The following is a 22,850-nucleotide window of genomic DNA, read 5'->3' as shown; positions in this document are numbered from 1 at the left end:
GCTGGTCGCGGAAGCCCAGCTCAGCCACCTACCTCGGCGGTCCGAGGCGACGCCTCACTACTACGGCAGCAGCCATTCGTTAGCTGACCTGGGTGATCTTGATGTCGCGGGCGAGTCTGGCGCGTTTGTGGAACCAGCGTGATCGTGCTTGATGCCTGCGGCGCCAGTTCACCCAGTGGGTTGCGTGTCCAGGTGGTCGGGGTGTGGTGGTGCCGGCGATCAGATGCTTGATTTCGGGGATGGTGAGCGGGATCAGGCCGGGATCAGCGGGTGGGAGCTGGTCGGGGTGTAGGGGTTCGGGGGCTTGACTGTCGGTGCGGTCGCGGAGCAGTGCGGCGGTGACCGCGCAGACCGCAAGAGCGGCGCATACAAGCACGGCGTGTCGGGCGATCGCGGTGTAGAGCCTGACCTGAGCCTGGTCCAGGCCGAAACAGTCTTTGCCGAACTCGAATCCTTCCTCGACAGGCCAACGCAGCCCGGCGGCGCGGATCAGCCGGGTCTTGGTGAGCAGTGCGCTTTCGGGCACGTAGCAGTAGTGGAAGGCCAACTCGCCGGTGCGCAGGTGTTTGCGGATGAGGAGGTAGTGGCGGGCCGAGTTGGTGGCGATCCAGGCCCAGGCATACCACCGGTCGCCTTTGGAGCCCTTGCCGGCCGAGCGGATTTCCCACTGTCGCTCGCGTTTCAGCAATGTCTTCGTGGCCTGGTCGCAGGACAGCTCCATGCCGCTGGACAGGATGATCCGGAAGTTCTTCTGAACCCGCAGCACATAGGCTTGCTTGTCGGCCTCGAAGTGGGCCCGCAACTCGGTGCAGCTGCCGTAAACCTCGTCCCCGCAGTAGAAATCAGGCCGGAACCCGTCCGCGGCCACCGTCGTGCAGATGTCGATGGCCAACTGTCCTTTGGTGCGGAACGTCAGATCCAGGGGAAGCGCCGAGCGCAGCGACGTCACCGGGTCGCTGATGTGCTCTTCGGGAATCCACTGTTGGAACCCGATCAACGCATGCCCGACACCTTCGCGCACATAGGACAGGTGCACCGTGTTGATCCCGTTCTCCACCCGACCCGCGCAGCCCAGATGCTGCCGTTTGACACCCGCGGTGGCTTCACCTTTCTTCTGCTGCCCCGTCTCATCCAGCGCCCCGATCACCAACTTCCCGCGCCGGCGCCCGCCCTTGCGGGCCGCTTCCTCCAACCCGGACACCGCGAACCGCCGGATCTGCGCCATCGCCTCGGCCTCGTCCCACACCGCCCGGTTCAGCAGCCGCTGCGTCCGATCCGGTGTCCGGTCCCCGACATACTCAGCGATGGTCCAGCCGTTCCGTTTCGGCAGCTCGCTTGTCACCGCCCGCACGTACTTACGCGCCTGCACGAACGGCTCGATCCGCCGAAAACACGAACGCAGCCGTTCGGACAGCTCACCCAGTTTCCGCCCAGCCAACCGAGCACCTATCCTGGCAGCCGCAGCCGCCTGCGATCCTGTAGTTCTCACAAACACATGATCAACAGGCGGCTGCCCCATGTCGCCACCGGCCCCAGCTACACATCCCCACAGGTCACAACCCGAATGGCTGCTGCCGTACTAGCCAGCGCGAGCGGGCCGATGCGGGCCTGGTCGCGGTGATCAAGCACGTGTACGAACGGCTGCGTGGCAACCCCGGCGTGCGGCGCGTGCACGTCGGGCTGGTCACACTCGGGCACAAGGGGGGCACCAAAGCGGGTCTGGCGGCTGATGAAGACCGCCGGCCTGCAAGGACGCCACCCCAAGCCGTGGAAACGCACCACCATCGCCGGGGACGCGCCAGTGCCGGCGCCGGATCTGATCGGCCGCGATTTCACCGCCGAAGCGGTCAACCAGCGCTGGTGCGGCGACATCACCTACGTCAAGACCTGGAACGGCTGGGCATATGTGGCCACGGTGATCGATCTACACTCCCGCGCCGTGGTCGGCTGGGCCATCGCCGAACACATGCGCACCGAACTGGTCACCGCCGCCCTCGACATGGCCCTAGCCCACCGCAACCCGCCCGCGGGCGTGATCTTCCACAGCGACCGCGGCAGCCAATACACCTCGACCATCTTCGCCGAATACTGCGCGAAAAACGGAATCCGCCGGTCACTCGGCCGCACCGGGATCTGTTTCGACAACGCGGTCTCGGAATCCTTCTTCGCGACCTACAAGAAAGAACTCGTCCACACCCAGCCCTGGCCCCCACCGTCAAGCACCTGAAAAAGGAGACTTTCGACTGGATCGAAACCTACTACAACACACAACGACGCCACTCCACACTCGGATACTTGACACCCCGAGAATACGAGCTAGGATACAGAGAAATCAGTCAGATCGCGGCCTAAACCCGTGTCTATAAAACCGGGAACACTCCACAGCTCACTTCGCTCTTCAGGCTGATCCACTGCCAGGACAAAGCATTCGTCAACACAAGGCCAAGAGCGTTATTCTGGCGACTTGATCACCTCAAAATAGGACAACGACCCCAGGCAAGTAAGATCGTTTTCCTCTCGCAGAAGACAACTTACAGGCGGGGTCGTTGCGTTATCAGACTACTACAGGGCTTGCTGCTGACCAGATCCAGGAGCTTGTCGCGCGCATCTGGCAGATCATCCAATGCCATGAGAACCAAGCGTGGCCTCCGACCGTGGGACTGTATCGCGCTGTCGTGATCACTTTGGTGTACGTCCGACAGAATCTGAACCAGGCGGCCGTGGGCGATCTGTTCGGCGTCAGTCAGTCGACCGTATCGCGGATCTATCGAGGCATTCTCCCATTGATTGGGCAGGCCCTGTGCCTGCACATTCCAAACCTCAAGGAGGCCATCCGCGGCCGGCTCGTCCTGGTCGACGGAACCGATGTCCCGACCGGCAACCGTGCTGGTCACGAAGACAACTTCTCCGGCAAGCGGCGCCGCGCGGGGCTGAACATCCAGGTCGCCGCCGATACGGAGGGAGGCCTGCTGGGAATATCCGCCCCTCTGCCTGGCTCGATGCATGACCGGAAAGCGTTCGCCGAGTGTGACTGGGAAGATCTTCTGGCCGAGACCTCAGTCATCGGTGACCCTGCCTATCAGGGCACTCACACGATTACGCCTCGCAAAAAGCCACAGGGCGGCGAGCTCTCGGCTGGCGACAAGGTGAACAATAAATTCATCTCCTCACTTCGATCCGCCGTCGAGCGATGCATCGCGCATATCAAGAACTGGAAGATGATTGCGACCGGCTATCGAGGACGCCTTTCCGAGCTCCCCAACATCATCCGGATCATCACATCGCTCGAGTTCTATCGACTCGGCTGGTAACCCTCATGAATAACGCTCCAAGACCTAGCCAGTTACCTGGCATATTCTTGCCGCACGCCTAGGAACTAGGCGTTGTACGATCCTCGATGATTCATATACTGTAGACGCAGTGTCAGGCTGATCAAGGAAATGGACATTATGAAGGCTCTTAAGCGACTGCTGCTTGCGGGTGGCGCCGCTATGCTGCTGTCAGCTGCTGCTGTTGTAGCAACCTCCGGTACGGCCTCGGCTGAGCCTCCCACGGGATACAACGCGTATGCGTACTCGGAGGAGAACTACGGCGGGGCCCAGTACACAATCTACGGGCCACTCTATGCACGCTCGCAAAATCAATGGTATCAGGCTCCGGTTGATATTCGTTCGTTTATCAACCACACACCGTGGAATTTCCTGGGTAAGTCAAAGGACGGCCAGGTGACCTACACGTTCAACCACACTTCCACCGGCGGTTACCACTACATCGGCAGCCCGTTCGGGTCGGGCAACCAGGCGCTGCGGTCTCTCGCGGCCAACCTGTGAATTTACTCTAAAACCTCACCAACCTGCTGCTGGACTGACAGAATCGTCAGTCCAGCAGCGTTGGATGCAGCCATTACTGAGAGTTTCCGACCGAATGCAGCCCATCGACGGTCGACATCGAGGAAAGCTAGGATGCACATCGTCGAGCGCCGAACCCAGAAAAGGTATTCGCACATGTTGTGTAATTCATCCAGGTTCGGCTTGTCTAAGTGGCTGATGCGTACGGCCGGTGTTGCACTGTTGATTGCAGCCGGGGCGGGATGCTCGCAGGCCGGGAAGAAAGAGGCCGTATCAGATAGCATGGTCCTCTCCACGCTTAAGGACCTGTTGCCACCGGGCCGCACATCACAGCAGCAGGGGAACGGGTCGAGGATCGTTTCGCCCAGCGTTGCAGGTGGTCAACTGACCTATGATGATGGGGACGGAGCAGCAGCCTTAGTGGCCTCGGTTGAATGGAAGCCCACGCCCCTTCTGCCTACCGCGACAGCGTGCCCTCCTCGCGCCCATTTCCCTTATAACCACTGCACTCGGGAAGAACTACCCAGCAAAGATGTGCTCACCATTGATCGGGGATACAATGACCGATTGAATGTGTCTGACGTAGAGCGCTGGACTGCTACACTCACCGCGCCCGACGGAAAACAGGTAACAGTTCAAGAATGGAATGCAGCCACTCCAACCAGCTCGCAGAAAAGCCGCACACATCCCCCTCTAGGTAATCAGCAGCTGACGGAACTAGTGTCCGCAAAACCCTGGCAGAGGTTGTTGTCTTCCCTGAAAGCGCCACCGTCCAACCTGTCGGCACCTAATAAACCTGAGCTGCCAAAAAATCAGATTCAGGCCATACTGGAAAAAATGGTGCCGTCTAATTTCAGCCTGACGGACCAAGACGGCGTAACAGGATACTTCAGCGTCGTACTGGACGACGGGCAAGGCAAGGCATTGGTGACCGTCACCGTGCAACAATGGCAGCCCCACGAACCCAACATAAAACAGCTTTTTACTCGCGCTGACACGCTGCCAGATGGCACCAAGAGAGTGATCCGGAAAAACCCGGCGCCTGACGGGGCAAGCGGAACGGTGCAATGGGACGCCGACACCCTCCGGAAAGACGGATACAGAGTCCTGATCAGCGAACTTAACACGTGGGCATTCGGTTTGCCTCGCAGCCGGCAGGATCCACCTCTTTCACCAGAGCAACTCTCTGACATAGCTCTCGACCCGTCGTGGGTCACCCCTCAATAAAAAATCTCTCATGTGGCTACGTAGCCTCTTGGATGGAAACCCTGTCTATATTTATTTCTGATCCCCTTCCGGGGAGCACGCACGATGCGACCGCGTTCGACGAGACACCGATCGCGGAGATCCTACGCAACTCCGGCGGCGGAATCGGCGACAAAGGCTATCAAGGCACCAGCCTCGTCACACCACGAAAGAAGCCGAAAAAGGGACAGCTGAGCAAACGAGACAAAGAATGCAATGCCGCCATCTCAGCGCTCCACGCTCCCATCCGAACGCGCGTGGTCTCCCACTTCAAATCATGGCGAATCCTGCACACCGACTACCGCCGCTCCTACTCCACCTACCACGAAGCCTACGACGCAGCCCGAGGCCTGTTCTTCTTCTTGATCATTTGAGATTTGAATAAAACTCAAGATACTTGGCCTCAAGGCCATCACTGAAACTGCTTAAACCAGGTAAAAGCGCCACCGTTGGAGCACTGATTGTGGAGTTTTCTCCAACCGCAGACTCGAATGGCCCTAACAGCCTGATCTTTAAACGTCTCGAAACTCTCGCTATCTCCCTCTTTTCCCTGTACGGAAGTCTGGAGCGTATGCATAGAGTTGTCGTTCGTCAGGTAGTAGTCGACATGAGCCGGGGCCAAATAATTGCTGGTGTAGACCCAAATCCACCCCTTATTGCCGTCCCCGGGGCTGTCATCGGCCTTCGCCTCATAGTCGCCTTGGCCATGGAAAGTGGCGGAAATAAAATTGTCAGAAGCCAGGGCGGGCCGCCCCGCGAAACCCAGCCCTGCGATAGTCATTGCACAAGTGATGGTGACCCATCTCGACGTCTTCAGTTTCATTCTTCCTCCCGTGAATTAATTACCCGGGCGACGTTCGGCGAGTACATCCAAATTTATACCAACGGTAGAATGATCACTCAACCGGCGCAAGACTACAGTAGTGTCCTGAATCGTAAATTCTTGGCAGGTGTTCGCCAGCCTGGATGTGGATGGCGCGGTAGCAGCGAACAGTCGTGAACGCCGTGATCGTGGGCAGCATCGTGGTGGTCTCGGCCTTGTTGCCCTCAAAGGCGTTGAGCATCAACGGGAACCCGGCCGCGTCGGTCAACGCTGCGACGGCGGCGTGATGGCCGTGCTCGACCCGGCCGACCGCACCCTGCTGCGCTCCATGCCCAGCCCGTTGACCACCGGGGCTGTCGCCTGCCTGCGCGGCGCCCGACCGGCCGGACCACCACCCATCCCGCCACCAGCAGCACCGGTCACGGTCGAGCGGATCGTGTCCAGCAGCGGCGGCATCATGATCGCCTGCCAACGGATACAGATCGGCCGCCAACACGCCCGCAAAGTCCTCACCCTCACGTTGGACAACACCACCATCCCACATCCACGCCGGGCCACACCTCCTGGCCACCGTCCCCCGCACCACCGACCTCGTGGTCACCCACAAACGAGCGCAGAACCGCTAGATTGCCTAGATCCGACGCCAAGGATCAGGTGACACCAAACCGTCAACCATCACCTGAAGCCCGATAATGATCGTAGGACTTAAGGACACAGCCCTGGATAGTCGCCCGTGTGCTACATAATCCGGCCGCGGGCCCACTTCAGCGGGGTGGCGAGTAATGGCCGTTGACCTGATCGCTTACGCAGTTACTGTTGTGTTCGTACTCGCGATCGGGGCTGGTCAGGCGCCTTGTGCCTGGTGGACTGGCCCGATGCGGGTGTTCTACCGCCGGATGTGGTTGGCAGAGCACTGGCCACCGCACGACACCAAGTCCATAGGTTCCAGGTCGCCCGTGCGGAGGCCTGGACACAGTCCGAGGCTGCCGAGAACACGCACTCCCAGCTTCGAATCCTGATCTCCGGGCCGCTGGTCGCCTGCGTTGAGGTGACGTTCCCGCAGCTGCTCGGTGAGGCTCTGCTGTTGGCCCCCGACATGACAGCGAGCCTCGGCCCGCACCCGTTTTGCAGGGCGGGTGCGGGCCCCACAGCCCCGGACCGCGCGGCAACCTTCCCCCGGCGCCGGTCCGGGGACTCAACGGCTGGTCAATGCCCGTGGCGCCTGGTGTGGCACTGGCCGAGCCCGGTGATCACCGTGGACATGCTGCACACCGTGCTCTGCGGGCCGCGCCTGCAGCGAGTCCGTCGAGGCCATCCAGCGCGACCTGATCATCCCACCGGCAAACGCAAAGGCCGCAACCTGAGCCTGGCCAAGAACAGATTTGCGACAAAGGCCACATGGATCGTGGCCAAAAAATGCCGTCGTTCCCACTGTGCGATCTGACCGATGAGCAGTGGAAGGTGCTGGAGCCGGAAGCGCGGGCGGTGATGGCTGAGCTGCGCAAGAGCCGCCCCGAGCTTCACGAAGAGATGGTGCCGTGGGCCACCGTCGCGATCATGACCCGGCGCCTCACCAGCGAACTGGCAAGCGCCCCACCCCACCCACGCTGGGGTCAGCCCAGACAGCCCCATCCGACCGCAGCGTGATCATCTACCAACAGGCTCTTAAGAACGCATGGATCATCCCTGTGTGAATGACTTCCGCGTGCTGGCTATTACTTCGACGATGGAGCGTGCTGCACGGTCGTTGGGATACAAGCGCTGAATCTCGGCGGTGACTTCATCAGCGATCATGGAGAGCGGGGCGACCGATTTGCGGTTGATCGCGAGGGCGGTTCGCGTCCATTCAGCGGCGGCCTCGACGTCACCGTTGCGCAGCGATACCACAGCGAGGGCAAAGCGGGCTTCACTTGCACGCATCGGGCTTTTCTCGGCGCCATCGGGTCGTTTAGAGAGTCGGATCACCTCGTGTGCGTGCTCTGCGGCTCTCTTGTTGTCACCGACCATCCAATAACAATCCATCGCGTAGAAATCCCACTTTGTCGGATCTATGACGAAGTGGTTTTCGGGCCGCGTTGGATGCTCATGCTTGGCTAGCAACCGGTAACCATGATCGAGGATGCTTTGTACTTGGTCCATGTGCCCCATACGTGCTTGAGCCTTTGCCGACTGGGCAGCAAGTTGGACCGTCACCGACGCGTTAGCCCAGGTGTTTCACGCGGATAGCCGCGACACGAGCCGTAGATAGAACGAAGTGCCTGCCCTGTAAGGGAAACTGGGACTTGTCTAGGGTCCAGGTTCTCGAACGGGAAGGCACTTCGCGGATGAAGCGTATCGAACGGTCCCGCCGGGTCAAGGTCAGCGCGGACGGTACGGGTGTCGTGTCGCATGCCGGGGTCGGAATGCTGCGGGAACTGGCCTGGGATACCGGGCTGGTGAGCGGGATCAGCACTGCGCTGGCCGACACCTATGCCGGACGGTGGCAGCACGCGCCAGGCCGGGTGTTCACCGACCTGGCGGTCGCGATCGCAGATGGCGGCGACTGTGTCTCCCACATCGAGGTGTTCGGCGACCGGCACGAGGTATGCGGGCCGGTCGCGTCGATGCCGACCACCTGGCGGATGCTGGACCGCGTTGACCCGGCCCATCTGTCCAGGGTGCGTGCCGCGCGGGCAGCGGCACGGGAACGGGCCTGGGCCGCCGGCGCCACCCCGGACCTGACACAGCTGCTGCGGATCGATTTCGACGCCACAGTCACGATCTCGCACGCGGAGACCAAGCAAAACGCGGCGAAAACCTGGAAACGCACGTTCGGGTTTCACCCGTTGCTGGCGTTTCTGGACCGCCCGGAGGTCTCCGGCGGCGAGGCCCTGGCCGGGTTGCTGCGTCCGGGCAACGCGGGCAGCAACACCGCCGCCGATCATGTCACCGTGCTGGAGCAGGCGTTGGCCGCCCTGCCCGAGCACGCCCGGCCTCGGCCGGGTGACCCGGACACGGTGCGGGTGGTGGCCCGCTCGGACTCCGCCGGCGCCACCCACGCCTTCGCGACGGCGTGCCGGGATCGTGGGGTGTGGTTCTCCTTCGGGTTCCCCGTGGACGCCCGCATCCAGGCCATCGTGGATGAGGTGCCCGACCAGTGCTGGCAATCCGCGATCGAGTCGGATGGCGGGATCCGGGACGGCGCCTGGGTCGCCGAGGTCACCGGCCTGCTGGACCTGACAGCCTGGCCGGAAGGCTCCCGGGTGCTGCTGCGCGCCGAACGTCCCCATCCCGGTGCGCAGTTGCGGTTCACCGACGTCGACGGGCACCGGATCACCGCGTTCATCACCGACATTCCCGAGCGGGTGATCCCCGGTCAGAACGCCGGGCTGGAGCTTGACCACCGCCAGCACGCCCGGGTCGAAGACCGCATCCGGGAAGGCAAAGCCGCCGGGCTGCGTAACCTTCCCTGCCGGGGGTGGGATGAGAACGTCGCCTGGCTGGAAACCCTGCTGGCAGCCACGGATCTGGTGTGCTGGGCCAAACTGCTCGGGTTCACCGGCACACCGGAGTTGGCGCATGCCGAGATCGCCACCTTCCGCAATCTGGTGTTGCACGTGGCCGCCCGCATCACCCGCAGCGCCCGGCAGGTCCGCCTCCGTATCGACCGGACCTGGAAATACGCCGATGCCATCGCCGAGGCGTGGTTGAGGATCCGTGCCGCGTTCACCTGACCCGTCCACCCTGTCCCGACGACCCGAAAGACCCCGGAGCGGCCGACACGACAGCAGGTCGGCGGCATGCTCGCGCCTATCTCTCGAATCGCTCGCCGCGAGATCAACCAGACTCAACACAAGATCATCCCGGGATCACATGAAACACCTGGGTTAGCCCTGAGTATTCATGGCGATCTTGATTCGGGCGCCGTGTCGGAACAGGGAAAAGTGCTCCTGAGCTGGGAAGATGAGGTTGCTAATGCCTGTTCTTACCCATGAAGCTCTGGAGCACTTTCGACGTGGATGTTACTGGGTGGTCGCGGGATCTGGCGGTAGAAGTCGGTGGGCGTGGCGTGGTCAGTCATGCCGGGACCGCGGCGGTGCGGTTGCTGGCCGACCGCACCGGGTTGACGGAAGGCTTGTCGCGGGCGATGGCGCGGCGTGGGTTCATGCCGGTGCATGACCGTGGCCGGGTGTTCGCCGACACCGCGGTGTTGATCGCTGACGGCGGGCGGGTCCTGTCGGATCTGGCTGTCCTGCGCGATCAGGCCGAACTGTTCGGGCCGGTCGCCTCAGATCCGACGTTGTGGCGCACGTTGGACGCGGTCGGTCAGGTGCAGCGCAACAAGATCGCCCGTGTGCGTGCCCGGATCCGCGAGCATGTGTGGTCGTTGATCGAGCGACGGCACGGCCGGATTCCGCCGTCGCGGGTGGCCGACCGTGATCTGGGCACGACCGTGGTGGTCCGGTTGGATGGTTCGCTGGTGATCGCGCACTCGGACAAACAACTCGCCGCGGGAACCTACAAGGGCAGCTTCGGTCATCATCCGCTGCTGGCCATGTGTGACAACACCGGCGAATCGCTGGCCCTGTTGCTGCGCACAGGAAGCGCCGGATCCAACACGACAGCTGATCACCTCGAGGTCCTCGACGCCGCGATCGCCCAGATCCCGGCGAAACATCGAAGGAACCTTCTAGTCACCGTGGACGGCGCGGGCGCCTCCCACGGTCTCATCAAGTACATCACCGCGCTGAACGCCAAGCCAGGCAGGCAGGCGCACTACAGCGTCGGCTGGGAACTCGGTGCGCGGGAACGAGCCGCGATCGGCCGTGTCCCCGCGAAGGCATGGCAGGCAGTGCTCGATCACCACGGCGATCCTCGGCCGCTGGACAAAGCCGGCGTGGTGGAACTGACCGCGCTACTACGTCACCACCCCGACGGGGACCAACTGGAGAACTGGCCGGCCGATCTGCGGATCATCTGTCGTCGTGAGAAACCCCACCCCGGCGCACAGTTGTCCCTGTTCGAAGAAGCCGACGGCTGGCGCTACCAACTGGTGGCCACCAACACCCCGGGCAGCGGTTCGGGCGCCACCGTCCAGTTCCTGGAAGCCCGTCACCGCCCGCACGCCCGAGTCGAGGACCACGTCCGCTGCGGCAAGCAAACCGGCCTCGGTCACCTGCCCTCCACCAAGATCGAGATCAACCGGGCCTGGTGTCTGGCCGCCACCATCGCCATCGACCTGCTCGCCTGGCTGCGCCTGCTCTGCCTTGAGGGCACCCTCGCCAAAGCCGAACCCAAAACCCTGCGCTACCGGCTACTGCACACCGCCGCCCGCATCGTCCGCGGCCAACGCAAACGCAAGATCAAAATCCCGGAAACCTGGCCCTGGGCCGACCCTCTCGCCGCCTGCCTCCGGGCAGCGCTGGCCCTGCCACCACCAACTCGATGACCCCTGTCCCTGCCCCTCGACCTGAAAGGCCCGCCCCCCAACCCGGCGCCCAGCCAACACCGGCGGCCGGGCTCGAACCCTGACCATCACCACACAGCAACCAACTCAAGATCAACATCCGAACCGGCACAGGCGGACACGTCACCCACGTGAATGATCAAGGTTAGGGGCTGCTTTGGTTCCTGCCTCGGCATAGTCGCCAACCGAACGGAGTCGGCCTTGTGTGAGGGCAAACCAAGCGCTGAGCTCAAACGACCACGCCACAATTTCACCGTGACCGGTCTCCTTGCCAAGATTCTGAGCAGCCACGCGGGTAAGTTCCGCTTGACGGACTCGACCTAGGTCGTATTCAAGGCATCCGATCAGCAGTGAGAGCCATCCGGCATTCACTAGAAGGTCGCGGTGGTCTCGGAGAGTGCAGGGACCGTCAAGCAACTGGGAGATGTATTGCAACCAACTTTTGGCGTCGGTTCGCAACTCTTGGGGATCACGCCAGGCGTACTCACAACAAAGCTGCTCGACCACGACTTCTAGCTGCTCGATCGTCTCCTTACCAACGTCTGTACGGCGCATTTTGCGGAGTAGTTCACTGACATCCCATGGGTCGCTCTCACTGGCCACAATGAGAGAGTTCGGTTTTGGGTCACGAGCCGCTTGCAGAGCTCGGACCAGGCGGCCTTGGCCGTTCAGCAAGGCGTCGATACGCTCGACCATGCTTTCGTCCGGGACGAACAGGCCACCCTCAGCCCGGCTGATCTGGCTTTGACTCCACAGTGCCGCTTGCGCTAGTTCGCTCTGGCTCATGTGGGCTGCGGTGCGGAGCGCTTTGAGCGCCTCGCCGAACGCCTCCACCTGCACCGACCTCGATTCTTATGCGCATGTCATGCGTGCATCGCTCATATCGTCGTCTTCCTTCAGCCTAGCGCCGATGCTGATCAGAGCGGGGTGACCCGTCTTTGACCAACGAGGAGGGAGGTGCAGGCGATGAGCTTCTACGTCGTGATTCGTCCCCAAGTCGGCGATGAGGTCCGAGTGGTGGCCGAACCACGGGACCAGGTTCAACTCGTGGCGGAGCTGGGCACGGCGTGCCTGTCTGTGCAAGTCGACCGTAGGGAACCTGGCGGGCCTGAGGTTGCGGCGTTGTTCGCCCGACAGTTGGCGGCGGCGGCGCTGCGGTTCGCGAAGTACTGCGACGAAGTAGCCAAGCCCGTGGATGTGCCGGAAGTGTTGCCGCTAGTCAGCCGGGGGGCGACGAACGGAGCTGTCAATTTGGACCCGGTCCAGGACTGACAGCAGCCGGAGATCGGGAGGGGTGGAGTGCCATGGACGACAAAGACAAAACAGATGTTGAACCGACTTGGGCCGAACTGAAGGCGCTAGCAGGGCAGATCGAGACTCGCTTGATCGCGCTTAACGGTCGTGTGGACCGTCTTGAGGAGATTGAGAGGTCTCGCGATGGCTGACAACCTGCTCCAACGCAGCTACCCGACTGTCAAGGTCACCAAGCAGGTTCTCAATGCGATGCAGTTGCTGAACGAGACCGGTGGGGCTTTCGGATGTACCGGTCTTGACAGCTGTGCCAATCACGAACGCTCCGGCCCCTTGGCGCACCACAACAAGACCTTCAGTACTCAGGACTTTGATCGCTTCGCGGGCCGTCATCGTCGATACGTCGTATCGACTCTTGATCTCCGCGAGCGAGGGAAGTTGATCTCCCAGCTTGATCACGCCGTTAGTGATCGACCGACGAAGTTCGTCAGCGATTCGCTCATACACCGGACGGGGGTCTGCCGGGTCCAACTCCATGGCGCAACTGTATCGCTATAGCTGACATAGCGGTAAGTCACCTGATCGGCGCAGCAGGCACTTTCAACACTGCTAGCAGTATCCGCTATACTAGAACTGTAAACGGGCGGTCTGGCCGCCAACAACCAAGCGAAAAGGGTTAATGATCATGGCGATTGCCAAGGGCTACCGGTTTGAGATCCCGTTTGACCTGGCGTTCCCCAAGGGACTTGTCTTGGTCGGGGACGTCGTGCCGGACACTGAGTACCAGTCGCAGCAGGACCGGGCATCGGGCCGACCTGTGCGACAGCGGAACGACGACGTGACCGGGCTGCGGCAGTGGAAAGCGACAGTCACGGACCCCGACCAGCCCAACGCGAAGCGCGCGTCGTTCGAGATCGTTTTCACCGCAGATCATCAGCCCGTGCCGACGACGACCGAAGTTCTCCCCGGGATGCGGCCGATTGAGCTGGAAGGGTTGACAGCAGAGCCAAAGGTGGCCGGTAACGGTGAGTTCAAATACCTGTCGTACACATTTCGTGCGACCGGTTTCAAGGCTGCTGCCGCCTCGGGCGGTCGTGGCTCGGGCAAGGCTCCTGGTCCCGACACCTCAAAGTCTGCTGCGGCATGAGCAGCGACGCGATAGACAAGGCTCTGCGGCAAGCCATTTGGCCGATTGGCCCTAAGAGGGCATCTGATCTTAGTTAGGCAAGAATGTCTGCTTTGGGTGGATCGTTTCGCCAGGTTTGGGTGGATTCCCCGGTCAGGGTGCGGCTCATTATGTTAGTCATCGCCCAGTGGACCATCGTGCGCGACCGCTGGGGCAGGGCTTCGTAGTCGCGCGCGAGTCGGCGGTGTTGCATCAGCCAGCCCAGACTGCGCTCCACTACCCACCGCCGGGGCAACACGTGGAATCCCTTGGCAGAAGGGCGTTTGACGACCTCAACCCGGATACCCCGCTGGGCTCCATGACGGATGACTGTGTTGTTGTAGCCACCGTCCACCCATGCCGCCGACACGGTCGGATGCGCAGCGGCGAGATGATCGAGAACCTGTTGCCCGCCAGCGGAATCCTGCACCGACGCCGCGGTCACGATTACCGCCAGCAGCAGGCCGAGCACATCGGTGGCGATGTGCCGTTTGCGGCCCTTGATCTTCTTGCCCGCGTCGATACCCTGACTGGATTCGCTGACATTGCAGGAGGTTTTCACGCTCTGCGAGTCGATGATCGCCGCCGTCGGGGCAGCAGCGCGGCCTTTCGCGACGCGGACTTGGTCACGCAACAGGTCATGCAGCGTTTCCGTTGTGCCATCGGCTTCCCACTTGGCGTAGTAGTCATAAACCGTCTTGCAGGGCGGGAAGTCGTGCGGCAGATACTCCCAGGCGATCCCGGTCCGGCACACGTACAGGATCGCGTTCACGATCTCCCGCAAGTCATGCACGCGCATCACGGTTCCCGGCCCACGCCGGGCAGCACGCCACGCCGTCAGCGTTGGCTCGATCAACGCCCAGCGAGCATCGGACAAGTCGCTGCGGTACGCACGCCGGGACCCCACAAGTTGATCAAGGTATCAGCCGTCACCCGACACAGACATATCGCCCCAACCAAGATCAGATGCCCTCTAAGGCTGGGGCAGATCTCGTGAACTGGCATTCAGGGCAGCCCCCAGCACTGCTGCTGTCGCTTGATCCTGGTGACGCCATGGTGCTTCCACCAGTCACCGGAAAGCACAAGGTTGAGGTGGCGGCGTTTTTGCTGGCGCTGGCTGAAAAGGCTACCGAGCTGGCCGAGATTCTTGATCCAGACGGCATGCCCGCACCGCCAGAGGCAAACGACGAGGGAAGCTCTGGCGGGCGCCACATGTTGCGTGATGAGTTCGGAGACGCGGGCGGAGGTGTGCTGTGAACGACACCCGGCTGAGAGTTCCGTCCGCAGAGAGAACCGTTGTGCTGCGCGAACGTGCGTTCGCCGTCATGACGGTCGACGGCGAGAGAGCACCCAGCGTAGATCTCTTCGGATACGGCCGGAATGTTCGGATCGTGGCAAACGAGCTGGGTTGGGAGCTGCTTCGGGACGCAGTAACCGCAGTAGAAGCGTGCCTACAGGTGGGCGCCCGGTCCGGTGAGCTGATGCTCACGGCTGACAACTTGGTGGTACCGCTTGATGCCGGTGGCTGGATTCGCGCTTGGCGCAAGCATTTTAAGCTGACTACGGACCAGATGGCGTACCGCCTGAAGATCTCCAAGTCTCGGCTTACGCCGGTGGAGAATGGCGACAAGCGGCCAACAATGCTGCTGCTGGCCAAGGTTGCACGTTTCGCCAATATGACCTTGGCCGACGTTATTGACCCAGAAACATATGTCCACAACGGACGATCTTTCGAGGTCAAGCAAGATTTCCGGGGTTCAAACCGTGGATGAGAAGGAGGTGAACGGGTTTCCGCCTGATCCACCATACGCGGACGTGTTGGCTCGGGAGCTCGGCGAGCTGGCTACCTCACGGCCGGACGAGTCAGATCCGGTACCTGTTCAGGTGGCTTGGTTGCTGCGCAAGGCAAACATCTTGGACGAGATCGCCCGGGTTGACCTGGCAAGGCGGGAGCAGGCCACCAAGGCGGCACAAGAAGCTCGTGACGCCGCCACGTGGTTGCAACAGAAAGATGACGGGAGGTGATCGTAGTGGCCGTTGAGGACAACCGGACGACACAAGAGCTGATGCCTGAGATACTAGCCCAGGTGTTTCATGTGATCCCGGGATGATCTTGTGTTGAGTCTGGTTGATCTCGCGGCGAGCGATTCGAGAGATAGGCGCGAGCATGCCGCCGACCTGCTGTCGTGTCGGCCGCTCCGGGGTCTTTCGGGTCGTCGGGACAGGGTGGACGGGTCAGGTGAACGCGGCACGGATCCTCAACCACGCCTCGGCGATGGCATCGGCGTATTTCCAGGTCCGGTCGATACGGAGGCGGACCTGCCGGGCGCTGCGGGTGATGCGGGCGGCCACGTGCAACACCAGATTGCGGAAGGTGGCGATCTCGGCATGCGCCAACTCCGGTGTGCCGGTGAACCCGAGCAGTTTGGCCCAGCACACCAGATCCGTGGCTGCCAGCAGGGTTTCCAGCCAGGCGACGTTCTCATCCCACCCCCGGCAGGGAAGGTTACGCAGCCCGGCGGCTTTGCCTTCCCGGATGCGGTCTTCGACCCGGGCGTGCTGGCGGTGGTCAAGCTCCAGCCCGGCGTTCTGACCGGGGATCACCCGCTCGGGAATGTCGGTGATGAACGCGGTGATCCGGTGCCCGTCGACGTCGGTGAACCGCAACTGCGCACCGGGATGGGGACGTTCGGCGCGCAGCAGCACCCGGGAGCCTTCCGGCCAGGCTGTCAGGTCCAGCAGGCCGGTGACCTCGGCGACCCAGGCGCCGTCCCGGATCCCGCCATCCGACTCGATCGCGGATTGCCAGCACTGGTCGGGCACCTCATCCACGATGGCCTGGATGCGGGCGTCCACGGGGAACCCGAAGGAGAACCACACCCCACGATCCCGGCACGCCGTCGCGAAGGCGTGGGTGGCGCCGGCGGAGTCCGAGCGGGCCACCACCCGCACCGTGTCCGGGTCACCCGGCCGAGGCCGGGCGTGCTCGGGCAGGGCGGCCAACGCCTGCTCCAGCACGGTGACATGATCGGCGGCGGTGTTGCTGCCCGCGTTGCCCGGACGCAGCAACCCGGCCAGGGCCTCGCCGCCGGAGACCTCCGGGCGGTCCAGAAACGCCAGCAACGGGTGAAACCCGAACGTGCGTTTCCAGGTTTTCGCCGCGTTTTGCTTGGTCTCCGCGTGCGAGATCGTGACTGTGGCGTCGAAATCGATCCGCAGCAGCTGTGTCAGGTCCGGGGTGGCGCCGGCGGCCCAGGCCCGTTCCCGTGCCGCTGCCCGCGCGGCACGCACCCTGGACAGATGGGCCGGGTCAACGCGGTCCAGCATCCGCCAGGTGGTCGGCATCGACGCGACCGGCCCGCATACCTCGTGCCGGTCGCCGAACACCTCGATGTGGGAGACACAGTCGCCGCCATCTGCGATCGCGACCGCCAGGTCGGTGAACACCCGGCCTGGCGCGTGCTGCCACCGTCCGGCATAGGTGTCGGCCAGCGCAGTGCTGATCCCGCTCACCAGCCCGGTATCCCAGGCCAGTTCCCGCAGCATTCCGACCCCGGCATGCGACACGACACCCGTACCGTCCGCGCTGACCTTGACCCGGCGGGACCGTTCGATACGCTTCATCCGCGAAGTGCCTTCCCGTTCGAGAACCTGGACCCTAGACAAGTCCCAGTTTCCCTTACAGGGCAGGCACTTCGTTCTATCTACGGCTCGTGTCGCGGCTATCCGCGTGAAACACCTGGGCTAGACGGCCGTTTCGTGGCGTCGCTTCGGTCGTGGGCCTACTTCGAGCTGATTAGCTCTGTAGCCATTCGAGAGGCCAACCCGGCCGAAGCAGACGCACTGATCGAGCATGCTGAGCGGTTGATTGAGGACGCGGGCAACATCGAAAGGTTGACCTCGCACTACATGCAAGTGACAGCTCAAGTTTTGTTCTGGCAACAGTTCAATGTGGATGCGTTCGTGCAAGCCAACATACGAAAGCTCGCTACGTCCAAAACAGACAGTAAGTAACCACGCAAGGGAACACACGGCGAGGCGTGTGGCGATGACGCACGCCCTTGTTGTGTTGCAACAAAAAGATGCGGCACAGAAGCAGAAACCAACGGCTACCAACCAAGTTCCGCTTCTGTGCCTGTCTTCCACTAGGGCCTGTTTCACAAGTTGATCAAGGTTTGAGATGATCTTGATTCGTGGGGCGTGGTGATCTGACCAACGAGCAGTGGGCGAAGCTGGAACCCTTGCTGCCCAGGGGCAAGAAGCCTGGCAGGCCGCCGAAGCATGCGAAGCGGAAGCTTATTGACGGGATCCGGTTTCGGGTTCGAACCGGTGTGCCGTGGCGGGATCTGCCGGAGCGTTACGGCCCGTGGGAGACGGTGTATGGCTTGTTCCGGCGGTGGCAACGGGATGGCACGTGGAAGAGGATTCTGGTCGCGTTGCAGGCGGACGCGGACGCTGCGGGCCTGATCACCTGGGATGTCAGCGTGGACTCCACGGTGGCTCGTGCGCACCAGCACGCGGCTGGTGCGCGTCAAAAGGGGATCTCCAGAAGGAGTCTCCGGGCGGGGTCGAGGTCGAACCGGCCGATCACGGGCTGGGGCGCTCCCGAGGCGGGTTGACGACCAAGACTCACCTGGCGGTCGAGCAGGGACAAAAGCCCTTATCAATCGTGATCACCGCTGGCCAGCGAGGTGACTCGCCCCAGTTTCAGGTGGTGCTCGACCGTATCCGGGTACCCCGGCGGGATCGCGGTCGGCCGCGCTGCCGCCCGAATCGGGTGCTCGGCGACAAAGCCTACGGGTCCCGCGCCAACCGCGCCTACCTGCGCAGGCGCGGTATCCGCTGCACCATCCCGGACAAGGCCGACCAGGTCCGCAACCGCAAGAACAAGGGCTCACACGGAGGACGACCACCCGCATTCGACAAGGAGATCTACAAGCAACGGCACGCTGTCGAGTGCGGGATCAACCGTCTCAAACGAAACCGAGCCGTCGCCACCAGATACGACAAGCTCGCCGTTCGCTACGAAACCACGGTCACCATCGCAGCGATCAACGAGTGGCTCCCATGACTTTCGAAACAGACCCTAGGAGTAGACATGCAAAGCGTATCGCCTTCATCTGGTGAGCCTGCAAGGGGTGTCACCCAAACGCGATGCCCGAAGTGTCAGCGGTTCGCCCGGCTACTACCCGGCGACAGCGCGTGTGCGGTATGCTCGGGTGTCCTGGCCTTGGACTTCGTTGACATCAAGATCCCGACCGATGCGACCGCTCGGGGTGGTTACTGATGAAGGCGCAGAACGGTTCGCGCTGGGTCGACCCGGCGCCGTTAGAAGTTGCCCGGCCTCGGCTGCCTTGGTGGACCATGCTGCCAGGCTGGGTCAAACTCGTCATCTCGCCCGTGGTGCTGACGTGGCTGCTCGTCTGGCTTGTCGGCAAGCTCGTTCGGCTGTGTTGGTACTACCCCATTACAGCCTTGCTGGTCATCGCTGCGTTGTGGCTGGACTGGTGGGCTGGCCACTACTGGACTGGTGCTATCGCCTCGGTGGCGCTCGTCGGCCTGGCCGTGTGGTGGTGGCGGTGGATCGACACCTATCAAAGGCGGCTGCTGTGGCTCCGTTCGGAGGTGCGTCGGGTCACCGTCTACGCCTGGGATTGGCGCACGGTCATGCGCTTGTCGAACCTGACCGGGACTGCAAAAGGGCGCGAGTACCGGCCAAAGCTCAAGCGTGTACGGGCTGAAAGCTGGCGGGACAAGGTCCGTGTTCGGATGATCAAGGGGCAGGCTCCGGAGCAATGGGGGCTCTTCGAAGTTATGCGGGGTTGAGGCATCCTCGGGCTTTGCGGGTGGTGGCGCAACGGGTGCGGAGTCGCTGGCTGGCGGGGTTGCGGAAACCGTAGGCGTCGCGGGCGACGGTTTTGATGACACGGTTGGTGCCTTCGGATCCGGCGTTGGTGATGTCGGTGTCGAGGAAGGCGAGGATTTCGGGCCACCAGGCCGAGACCGTGCCGGCCAGACGCTCCAGTTCGGGTAGGCCCGAGGCGGCGCACCGCTCGTAGAACCGGGACAATCGGGCCCAGATCGTGGCCCGGTCCGGGTGGGTGCGGGCCAGGGCAAGCAGATCGAGCAGGTCTTCCTTGGCGTTCCACGCGGCCAGGATCGGCGTCCCGATTACCGCGGGCAGCGCGCGAAGATCGTCGATCATGGGGTCCAGGTGCTGCTCGTGCATCCGGGCGGCGGAGCGGGTCAGCCGGTTGCGCAGTTCCCATTCGCGGTTGCCTTTCCGTCCTCGCCTGCCCCGCACCTGCAGGGTGACCCTGCGACGTACCTCGGTGAGGGCCTGGTTGGCCAACTGCACGAGATGAAAGTGGTCCACGACCAGCCTGGCCTGCGGTAACGCGGCACGGGCCGCGGCCTTGAAAACCGTGCACATATCGATCGCCACGACCCGGACGCCCTGACGCCAGGCCTCATCCCACTGGGTGAGCCAGTCCCGCACGGCCACACTGGTGCGGCCCTCGACCTGCCCGAGCAGCCCCTGCCCGCCCGCCAGGTCCACGAACCCGACATGCCAGCGATCCACCGTGATCTCCCAGCACTGCTGTTCGTCGTTCCAGGTCCATTGTGGACGGCCCCGGCGGATCTCGTCGATCCCCAGCACCGCCACCGGTTGCGGCTTGTCCGGCAGCACCGCCGTGGCGTGTGCGGTGAACGCGGCCGAGACCACCGGCCAGGACAGGCCGTGATCACGCGCGGCTTGCACGATCGTGCGCCCACCATCGGCCACCGCCGCACCGGCCGCCTGCCGCAACCGAGTGGTCACCCGGGCTCGAGCCGGAATCTCCCCGATCGCCTCGGTGAACGTCTTCCTGTCGCATCCCTGCTGGTCACAGTGCCACCGACGCTTACACCACCGCAGCTCGACAGGCCGGCCGGCCACCGGCAGATCTCTCGGGCTGGTCGTCACCCACCCCTTGACCCGCCTCGCCCGCACTCCACATCCCGGGCAGATACAAGCCTGCTCGTCCGCGGTAACCAGGTGCACGACCGGCCCATCATGTACTGCGTCCTCGACCCGAACGACAGCCAGACCGGCAAGGCCCAGCAGACGGGTCGTATCGTTGACCATGCCCGTGGCTCTTCTGTTGTGATCGTTCTGCTTCGACAACAGACATGATCACTCACAGAGTCACGGGCCCTTGCCACTGGCTGCCCCCAGCAACATCACGACCAGTTCAAACCCCGGTCAAATTCGAAGAGCCGCAATGGGCCGAACGCGCCTCGGGCCTCGCGCACTCGTTCCATGCGAAGTCATGCCGGGTACGGGTCATCAGTCCAGGAAAGATTGAGCTTGACTTGATCCACTCTGACCCTTTGGTAAGCGTTCTGCCGCTTCCGGCGATGGCTTCCGATGAGTCTTCAGTGGACCTCAAGCGGATCACGATTGGACGCACCGAAACGGGCAAGCCGTGGCGGATTCGCCTGCTGGGTAACCAAATTCTCGTTGTCGGCGTTCAGGGCGCCGGTAAAGGTTCGATACTTTGGTCGGTTGTCTGGGCGCTCGCTCCGATGATCAAAGCGGGCAAGGTCCGGTTGTATGGGATTGACCCCAAGGGCGGTATGGAGCTTGGGCAGTGTCCGGACATTTTCCATAAGGTCGTCTTCGACAACGGCCCGGAAGCTGTGGAGCTGCTGGAAGAGATCGCGAACGAAGTTCGTGTGCGAGCGGGCTCGTATCGCGGCCTCCGGCGGTTCTGGACACGGGAGAGTAGGGAGCCGTTCACGCTCCTGATCATCGACGAATTGGCCGATGTCATCGCCTACCAGACAGACAAAAAGCTCAAAGAGCGTGCGCAAGCTGCAATCCAAACGATCACCTCGCAGGGCAGGGCTCCCGGGTTCGCGACGCTGGCTCTCGTTCAGGACCCTCGTAAAGAGATCGTGCCGTTCCGCAACCTTTTCACTACGCGCATTGCTATGCGGCTGGACGAGGCGACACAGGTGGACATGGTTCTCGGGGACGGTGTCCGGGAACGTGGCGCAGACGCTCACGAGATCTCTGAGCTGACGCCCGGTGTGGCGTGGGCCAAAGAGGACGGCAAGAAGGAACCGTTGCGCGGTAGGGCTTTCTACGCATCCGATGACAACCTGTGGGACCTGCGCGCGTACGTCAACGGCTGGTCTTTTGAGGTGCTGCCCTTCCCTGGATCGGCAGACAAGAGAGGCGCGGCGGCATGATCACGAACACACAGTTCCTCGATGTGCTCGGCGTTTTGCGGGACCATCTCATCTTGTGCCGAGACCTTCCTGAAATCGCGTCGGTCGACGTGCAAGACCACCTGGTCGACGGGATGGCCGTCACGGTCTACCTCTGTGCTCACCGACTGGTCGACGTCGCTGAGGGGTTGCTGGCGTGGGCCGACACACTGACCCGTGTCACGTGTGAGCTTTGGCGGCCGTCGGAAACCTCGATCCATGCGCACGTTTATGGGCGGCTGCCGGGCGAACTCCCGGTGAAAGTCTTCTGTGGCACACATTTCCGCGCTGACGTGTTCGGCTCGGAACTCCGAGTGAAGGAACGACGGACTATCCCTCTGGGACAATTGCGCGGCTGGGCGGCTGCGGATACAGCGGCGGAGGTGTCAGCATGATCACCTCACGCGTGCTCGTATCGGTGGCTGAGCACCTCGACGGCTTCGACCTGGCGGAGCCCATCATGATCACGGCTGCACCTTGTGAAGTCGGTCCAATGGCGACAGTTCAACTGTCCGGAGAGTCGTTGTGTGGCTTGGCCTCTGAGTTGCTGACATGGGCAGACACCCTCGACAATGTGACCGCGTTTGCATGGCGGCCGTCGATTCCCGACGCTGACCAGCAAGTTTTCCTAGAACTCCGCGGGAGGCTTACCGACGACACACCGGTGAAGATTTTCGGCGGTGTGCTCGACGGCCCGGGTATGCCGTTGGCGTCTGGAGATCGGATCGGGGCTGTCTTGGGGCCTACTGCGGGAGTGGGCTACACCAACGGTGGTGGTCGCATGAGTACCCCTTCAGAGGTCCGTACTCCCGTGCC

At 62.6% G+C, this 22,850-nt stretch carries 30 protein-coding genes; 20 read left to right on the top strand and 10 right to left on the bottom strand.

The window, feature by feature from the left end:
• Positions 1-79: 79 nt before the first annotated feature.
• Together LWC34_RS28565 and LWC34_RS28560 are read right to left on the bottom strand one after the other, a co-directional pair.
• Positions 80-1,423 carry an IS701 family transposase gene (locus tag LWC34_RS28565; protein WP_443667751.1) on the bottom strand — a complete coding sequence of 448 codons (1,344 nt, stop codon included), beginning with the start codon at positions 1,421-1,423 and terminating at the stop codon, positions 80-82.
• A 113-nt stretch (positions 1,424-1,536) separates the two neighbouring features.
• Entirely contained in the window at positions 1,537-1,698 is a 162-nt protein-coding gene (locus tag LWC34_RS28560) for a hypothetical protein (protein WP_233728190.1), read from the bottom strand.
• Here LWC34_RS28560 and LWC34_RS28555 point away from each other — a divergent pair.
• From LWC34_RS28555 to LWC34_RS28535, 6 genes are all read left to right on the top strand, one after another.
• Entirely contained in the window at positions 1,646-2,227 is a 582-nt protein-coding gene (locus tag LWC34_RS28555; RefSeq protein ID WP_308200143.1) for an IS3 family transposase, read from the top strand. The genes LWC34_RS28560 and LWC34_RS28555 overlap by 53 nt on opposite strands.
• Complete coding sequence (locus LWC34_RS58905; protein WP_372496663.1) at positions 2,134-2,352, top strand: integrase core domain-containing protein; 219 nt, start codon at positions 2,134-2,136, stop codon at positions 2,350-2,352. The genes LWC34_RS28555 and LWC34_RS58905 overlap by 94 nt, the downstream gene beginning before the upstream one ends.
• A gap of 194 nt (positions 2,353-2,546) precedes the next feature.
• On the top strand, positions 2,547-3,311 hold the full coding sequence (locus tag LWC34_RS28550) for a transposase family protein (protein ID WP_233728188.1): 765 nt from the start codon (positions 2,547-2,549) through the stop codon (positions 3,309-3,311).
• A gap of 129 nt (positions 3,312-3,440) precedes the next feature.
• Positions 3,441-3,830: a hypothetical protein gene (locus LWC34_RS28545; protein ID WP_233728187.1), complete on the top strand. Its 390-nt coding sequence runs from the start codon at positions 3,441-3,443 to the stop codon at positions 3,828-3,830.
• A gap of 132 nt (positions 3,831-3,962) precedes the next feature.
• Entirely contained in the window at positions 3,963-5,075 is a 1,113-nt protein-coding gene (locus LWC34_RS28540) for a hypothetical protein (protein ID WP_233728186.1), read from the top strand.
• Between the two features lie 32 nt (positions 5,076-5,107).
• Positions 5,108-5,467 (top strand): transposase family protein, encoded by a 360-nt coding sequence (locus LWC34_RS28535; protein WP_233728185.1) that lies wholly within the window; start codon positions 5,108-5,110, stop codon positions 5,465-5,467.
• A 38-nt stretch (positions 5,468-5,505) separates the two neighbouring features.
• Here the strand turns inward: LWC34_RS28535 and LWC34_RS28530 are convergent, their stop codons facing one another.
• Both LWC34_RS28530 and LWC34_RS28525 read right to left on the bottom strand, forming a co-directional pair.
• Complete coding sequence (locus LWC34_RS28530; protein WP_233728184.1) at positions 5,506-5,916, bottom strand: hypothetical protein; 411 nt, start codon at positions 5,914-5,916, stop codon at positions 5,506-5,508.
• A 73-nt stretch (positions 5,917-5,989) separates the two neighbouring features.
• Positions 5,990-6,460: a hypothetical protein gene (locus LWC34_RS28525; RefSeq protein WP_233728963.1), complete on the bottom strand. Its 471-nt coding sequence runs from the start codon at positions 6,458-6,460 to the stop codon at positions 5,990-5,992.
• A 318-nt stretch (positions 6,461-6,778) separates the two neighbouring features.
• Between LWC34_RS28525 and LWC34_RS28520 the strand changes: the two genes are divergently transcribed.
• On the top strand, positions 6,779-7,360 hold the full coding sequence (locus LWC34_RS28520; protein ID WP_233728183.1) for a hypothetical protein: 582 nt from the start codon (positions 6,779-6,781) through the stop codon (positions 7,358-7,360).
• A complete protein-coding gene (locus LWC34_RS28515) occupies positions 7,333-7,563 on the top strand; it encodes a hypothetical protein (RefSeq protein ID WP_233728182.1) in 231 nt (76 codons plus the stop codon). The genes LWC34_RS28520 and LWC34_RS28515 overlap by 28 nt, the downstream gene beginning before the upstream one ends.
• A 33-nt stretch (positions 7,564-7,596) precedes the next feature.
• Here LWC34_RS28515 and LWC34_RS28510 read toward each other — a convergent pair whose 3' ends face one another.
• Complete coding sequence (locus tag LWC34_RS28510) at positions 7,597-8,055, bottom strand: tetratricopeptide repeat protein (protein WP_233728181.1); 459 nt, start codon at positions 8,053-8,055, stop codon at positions 7,597-7,599.
• Between the two features lie 185 nt (positions 8,056-8,240).
• On the opposite strand from LWC34_RS28510, the gene LWC34_RS28505 reads away from it, so the two are divergent.
• Entirely contained in the window at positions 8,241-9,629 is a 1,389-nt protein-coding gene (locus LWC34_RS28505) for an IS1380 family transposase (RefSeq protein ID WP_233723285.1), read from the top strand.
• Between the two features lie 257 nt (positions 9,630-9,886).
• Positions 9,887-11,344 (top strand): IS1380 family transposase, encoded by a 1,458-nt coding sequence (locus tag LWC34_RS28500; protein ID WP_233722402.1) that lies wholly within the window; start codon positions 9,887-9,889, stop codon positions 11,342-11,344.
• A 141-nt stretch (positions 11,345-11,485) separates the two neighbouring features.
• On the opposite strand, the gene LWC34_RS28495 is transcribed toward LWC34_RS28500, so the two are convergent.
• The gene (locus tag LWC34_RS28495; RefSeq protein ID WP_233728180.1) at positions 11,486-12,196 is read right to left on the bottom strand and encodes a helix-turn-helix domain-containing protein; all 711 of its coding nucleotides are present in this window, start codon (positions 12,194-12,196) and stop codon (positions 11,486-11,488) included.
• A gap of 132 nt (positions 12,197-12,328) precedes the next feature.
• Here LWC34_RS28495 and LWC34_RS28490 point away from each other — a divergent pair, with 132 nt between their 5' ends.
• On the top strand, positions 12,329-12,634 hold the full coding sequence (locus LWC34_RS28490; RefSeq protein ID WP_233728179.1) for a hypothetical protein: 306 nt from the start codon (positions 12,329-12,331) through the stop codon (positions 12,632-12,634).
• Positions 12,635-12,754: 120 nt separating this feature from the next.
• Here LWC34_RS28490 and LWC34_RS28485 read toward each other — a convergent pair whose 3' ends face one another.
• Positions 12,755-13,150 (bottom strand): winged helix-turn-helix domain-containing protein, encoded by a 396-nt coding sequence (locus LWC34_RS28485; protein WP_233728178.1) that lies wholly within the window; start codon positions 13,148-13,150, stop codon positions 12,755-12,757.
• A gap of 148 nt (positions 13,151-13,298) precedes the next feature.
• On the opposite strand from LWC34_RS28485, the gene LWC34_RS28480 reads away from it, so the two are divergent.
• Positions 13,299-13,760, top strand: a complete 462-nt coding sequence (locus LWC34_RS28480; RefSeq protein ID WP_233728177.1) for a hypothetical protein — start codon at positions 13,299-13,301, stop codon at positions 13,758-13,760.
• A gap of 73 nt (positions 13,761-13,833) precedes the next feature.
• On the opposite strand, the gene LWC34_RS28475 is transcribed toward LWC34_RS28480, so the two are convergent.
• Positions 13,834-14,685, bottom strand: a complete 852-nt coding sequence (locus LWC34_RS28475) for an IS5 family transposase (protein ID WP_233722595.1) — start codon at positions 14,683-14,685, stop codon at positions 13,834-13,836.
• Between the two features lie 59 nt (positions 14,686-14,744).
• On the opposite strand from LWC34_RS28475, the gene LWC34_RS28470 reads away from it, so the two are divergent.
• The 3 genes from LWC34_RS28470 to LWC34_RS28460 are packed head-to-tail and all read left to right on the top strand — an operon-like array spanning position 14,745 to position 15,803.
• Positions 14,745-15,035, top strand: a complete 291-nt coding sequence (locus LWC34_RS28470; RefSeq protein ID WP_233728176.1) for a hypothetical protein — start codon at positions 14,745-14,747, stop codon at positions 15,033-15,035.
• On the top strand, positions 15,032-15,550 hold the full coding sequence (locus LWC34_RS58185; protein ID WP_233728175.1) for a helix-turn-helix transcriptional regulator: 519 nt from the start codon (positions 15,032-15,034) through the stop codon (positions 15,548-15,550). Before LWC34_RS28470 ends, LWC34_RS58185 begins: the two co-directional genes overlap by 4 nt.
• On the top strand, positions 15,543-15,803 hold the full coding sequence (locus LWC34_RS28460; RefSeq protein WP_233728174.1) for a hypothetical protein: 261 nt from the start codon (positions 15,543-15,545) through the stop codon (positions 15,801-15,803). Before LWC34_RS58185 ends, LWC34_RS28460 begins: the two co-directional genes overlap by 8 nt.
• Before the next feature lie 210 nt (positions 15,804-16,013).
• Here the strand turns inward: LWC34_RS28460 and LWC34_RS28455 are convergent, their stop codons facing one another.
• The gene (locus LWC34_RS28455; RefSeq protein ID WP_233723285.1) at positions 16,014-17,402 is read right to left on the bottom strand and encodes an IS1380 family transposase; all 1,389 of its coding nucleotides are present in this window, start codon (positions 17,400-17,402) and stop codon (positions 16,014-16,016) included.
• A gap of 135 nt (positions 17,403-17,537) precedes the next feature.
• Here LWC34_RS28455 and LWC34_RS28450 point away from each other — a divergent pair, with 135 nt between their 5' ends.
• From LWC34_RS28450 to LWC34_RS28440, 3 genes are all read left to right on the top strand, one after another.
• Entirely contained in the window at positions 17,538-17,792 is a 255-nt protein-coding gene (locus LWC34_RS28450) for a hypothetical protein (RefSeq protein WP_233728173.1), read from the top strand.
• A 179-nt stretch (positions 17,793-17,971) separates the two neighbouring features.
• Positions 17,972-18,849 (top strand): IS5 family transposase gene (locus tag LWC34_RS28445; RefSeq protein WP_233723324.1). Its coding sequence is split into 2 segments (ribosomal slippage): positions 17,972-18,310 and positions 18,313-18,849, totalling 876 coding nucleotides; the frame shifts between segments, so codons are not numbered across the junction.
• A 215-nt stretch (positions 18,850-19,064) separates the two neighbouring features.
• A complete protein-coding gene (locus tag LWC34_RS28440; RefSeq protein WP_233728172.1) occupies positions 19,065-19,604 on the top strand; it encodes a hypothetical protein in 540 nt (179 codons plus the stop codon).
• On the opposite strand, the gene LWC34_RS28435 is transcribed toward LWC34_RS28440, so the two are convergent.
• Positions 19,591-20,907, bottom strand: coding sequence for an ISL3 family transposase (locus LWC34_RS28435; RefSeq protein ID WP_233725224.1), 1,317 nt, complete (start codon positions 20,905-20,907; stop codon positions 19,591-19,593). The genes LWC34_RS28440 and LWC34_RS28435 overlap by 14 nt on opposite strands.
• A 293-nt stretch (positions 20,908-21,200) precedes the next feature.
• Between LWC34_RS28435 and LWC34_RS28430 the strand changes: the two genes are divergently transcribed.
• Complete coding sequence (locus LWC34_RS28430; RefSeq protein WP_233728171.1) at positions 21,201-22,016, top strand: FtsK/SpoIIIE domain-containing protein; 816 nt, start codon at positions 21,201-21,203, stop codon at positions 22,014-22,016.
• Positions 22,013-22,429, top strand: a complete 417-nt coding sequence (locus tag LWC34_RS28425) for a hypothetical protein (RefSeq protein ID WP_233728170.1) — start codon at positions 22,013-22,015, stop codon at positions 22,427-22,429. The genes LWC34_RS28430 and LWC34_RS28425 overlap by 4 nt, the downstream gene beginning before the upstream one ends.
• Positions 22,430-22,850: the final 421 nt, after the last annotated feature.

It is taken from the genome of Kibdelosporangium philippinense, from assembly GCF_021390435.2.
Taxonomy (GTDB): Bacteria; Actinomycetota; Actinomycetes; order Mycobacteriales; family Pseudonocardiaceae; genus Kibdelosporangium; species Kibdelosporangium philippinense.
This window is presented reverse-complemented; position numbering and strand designations above follow the sequence as displayed.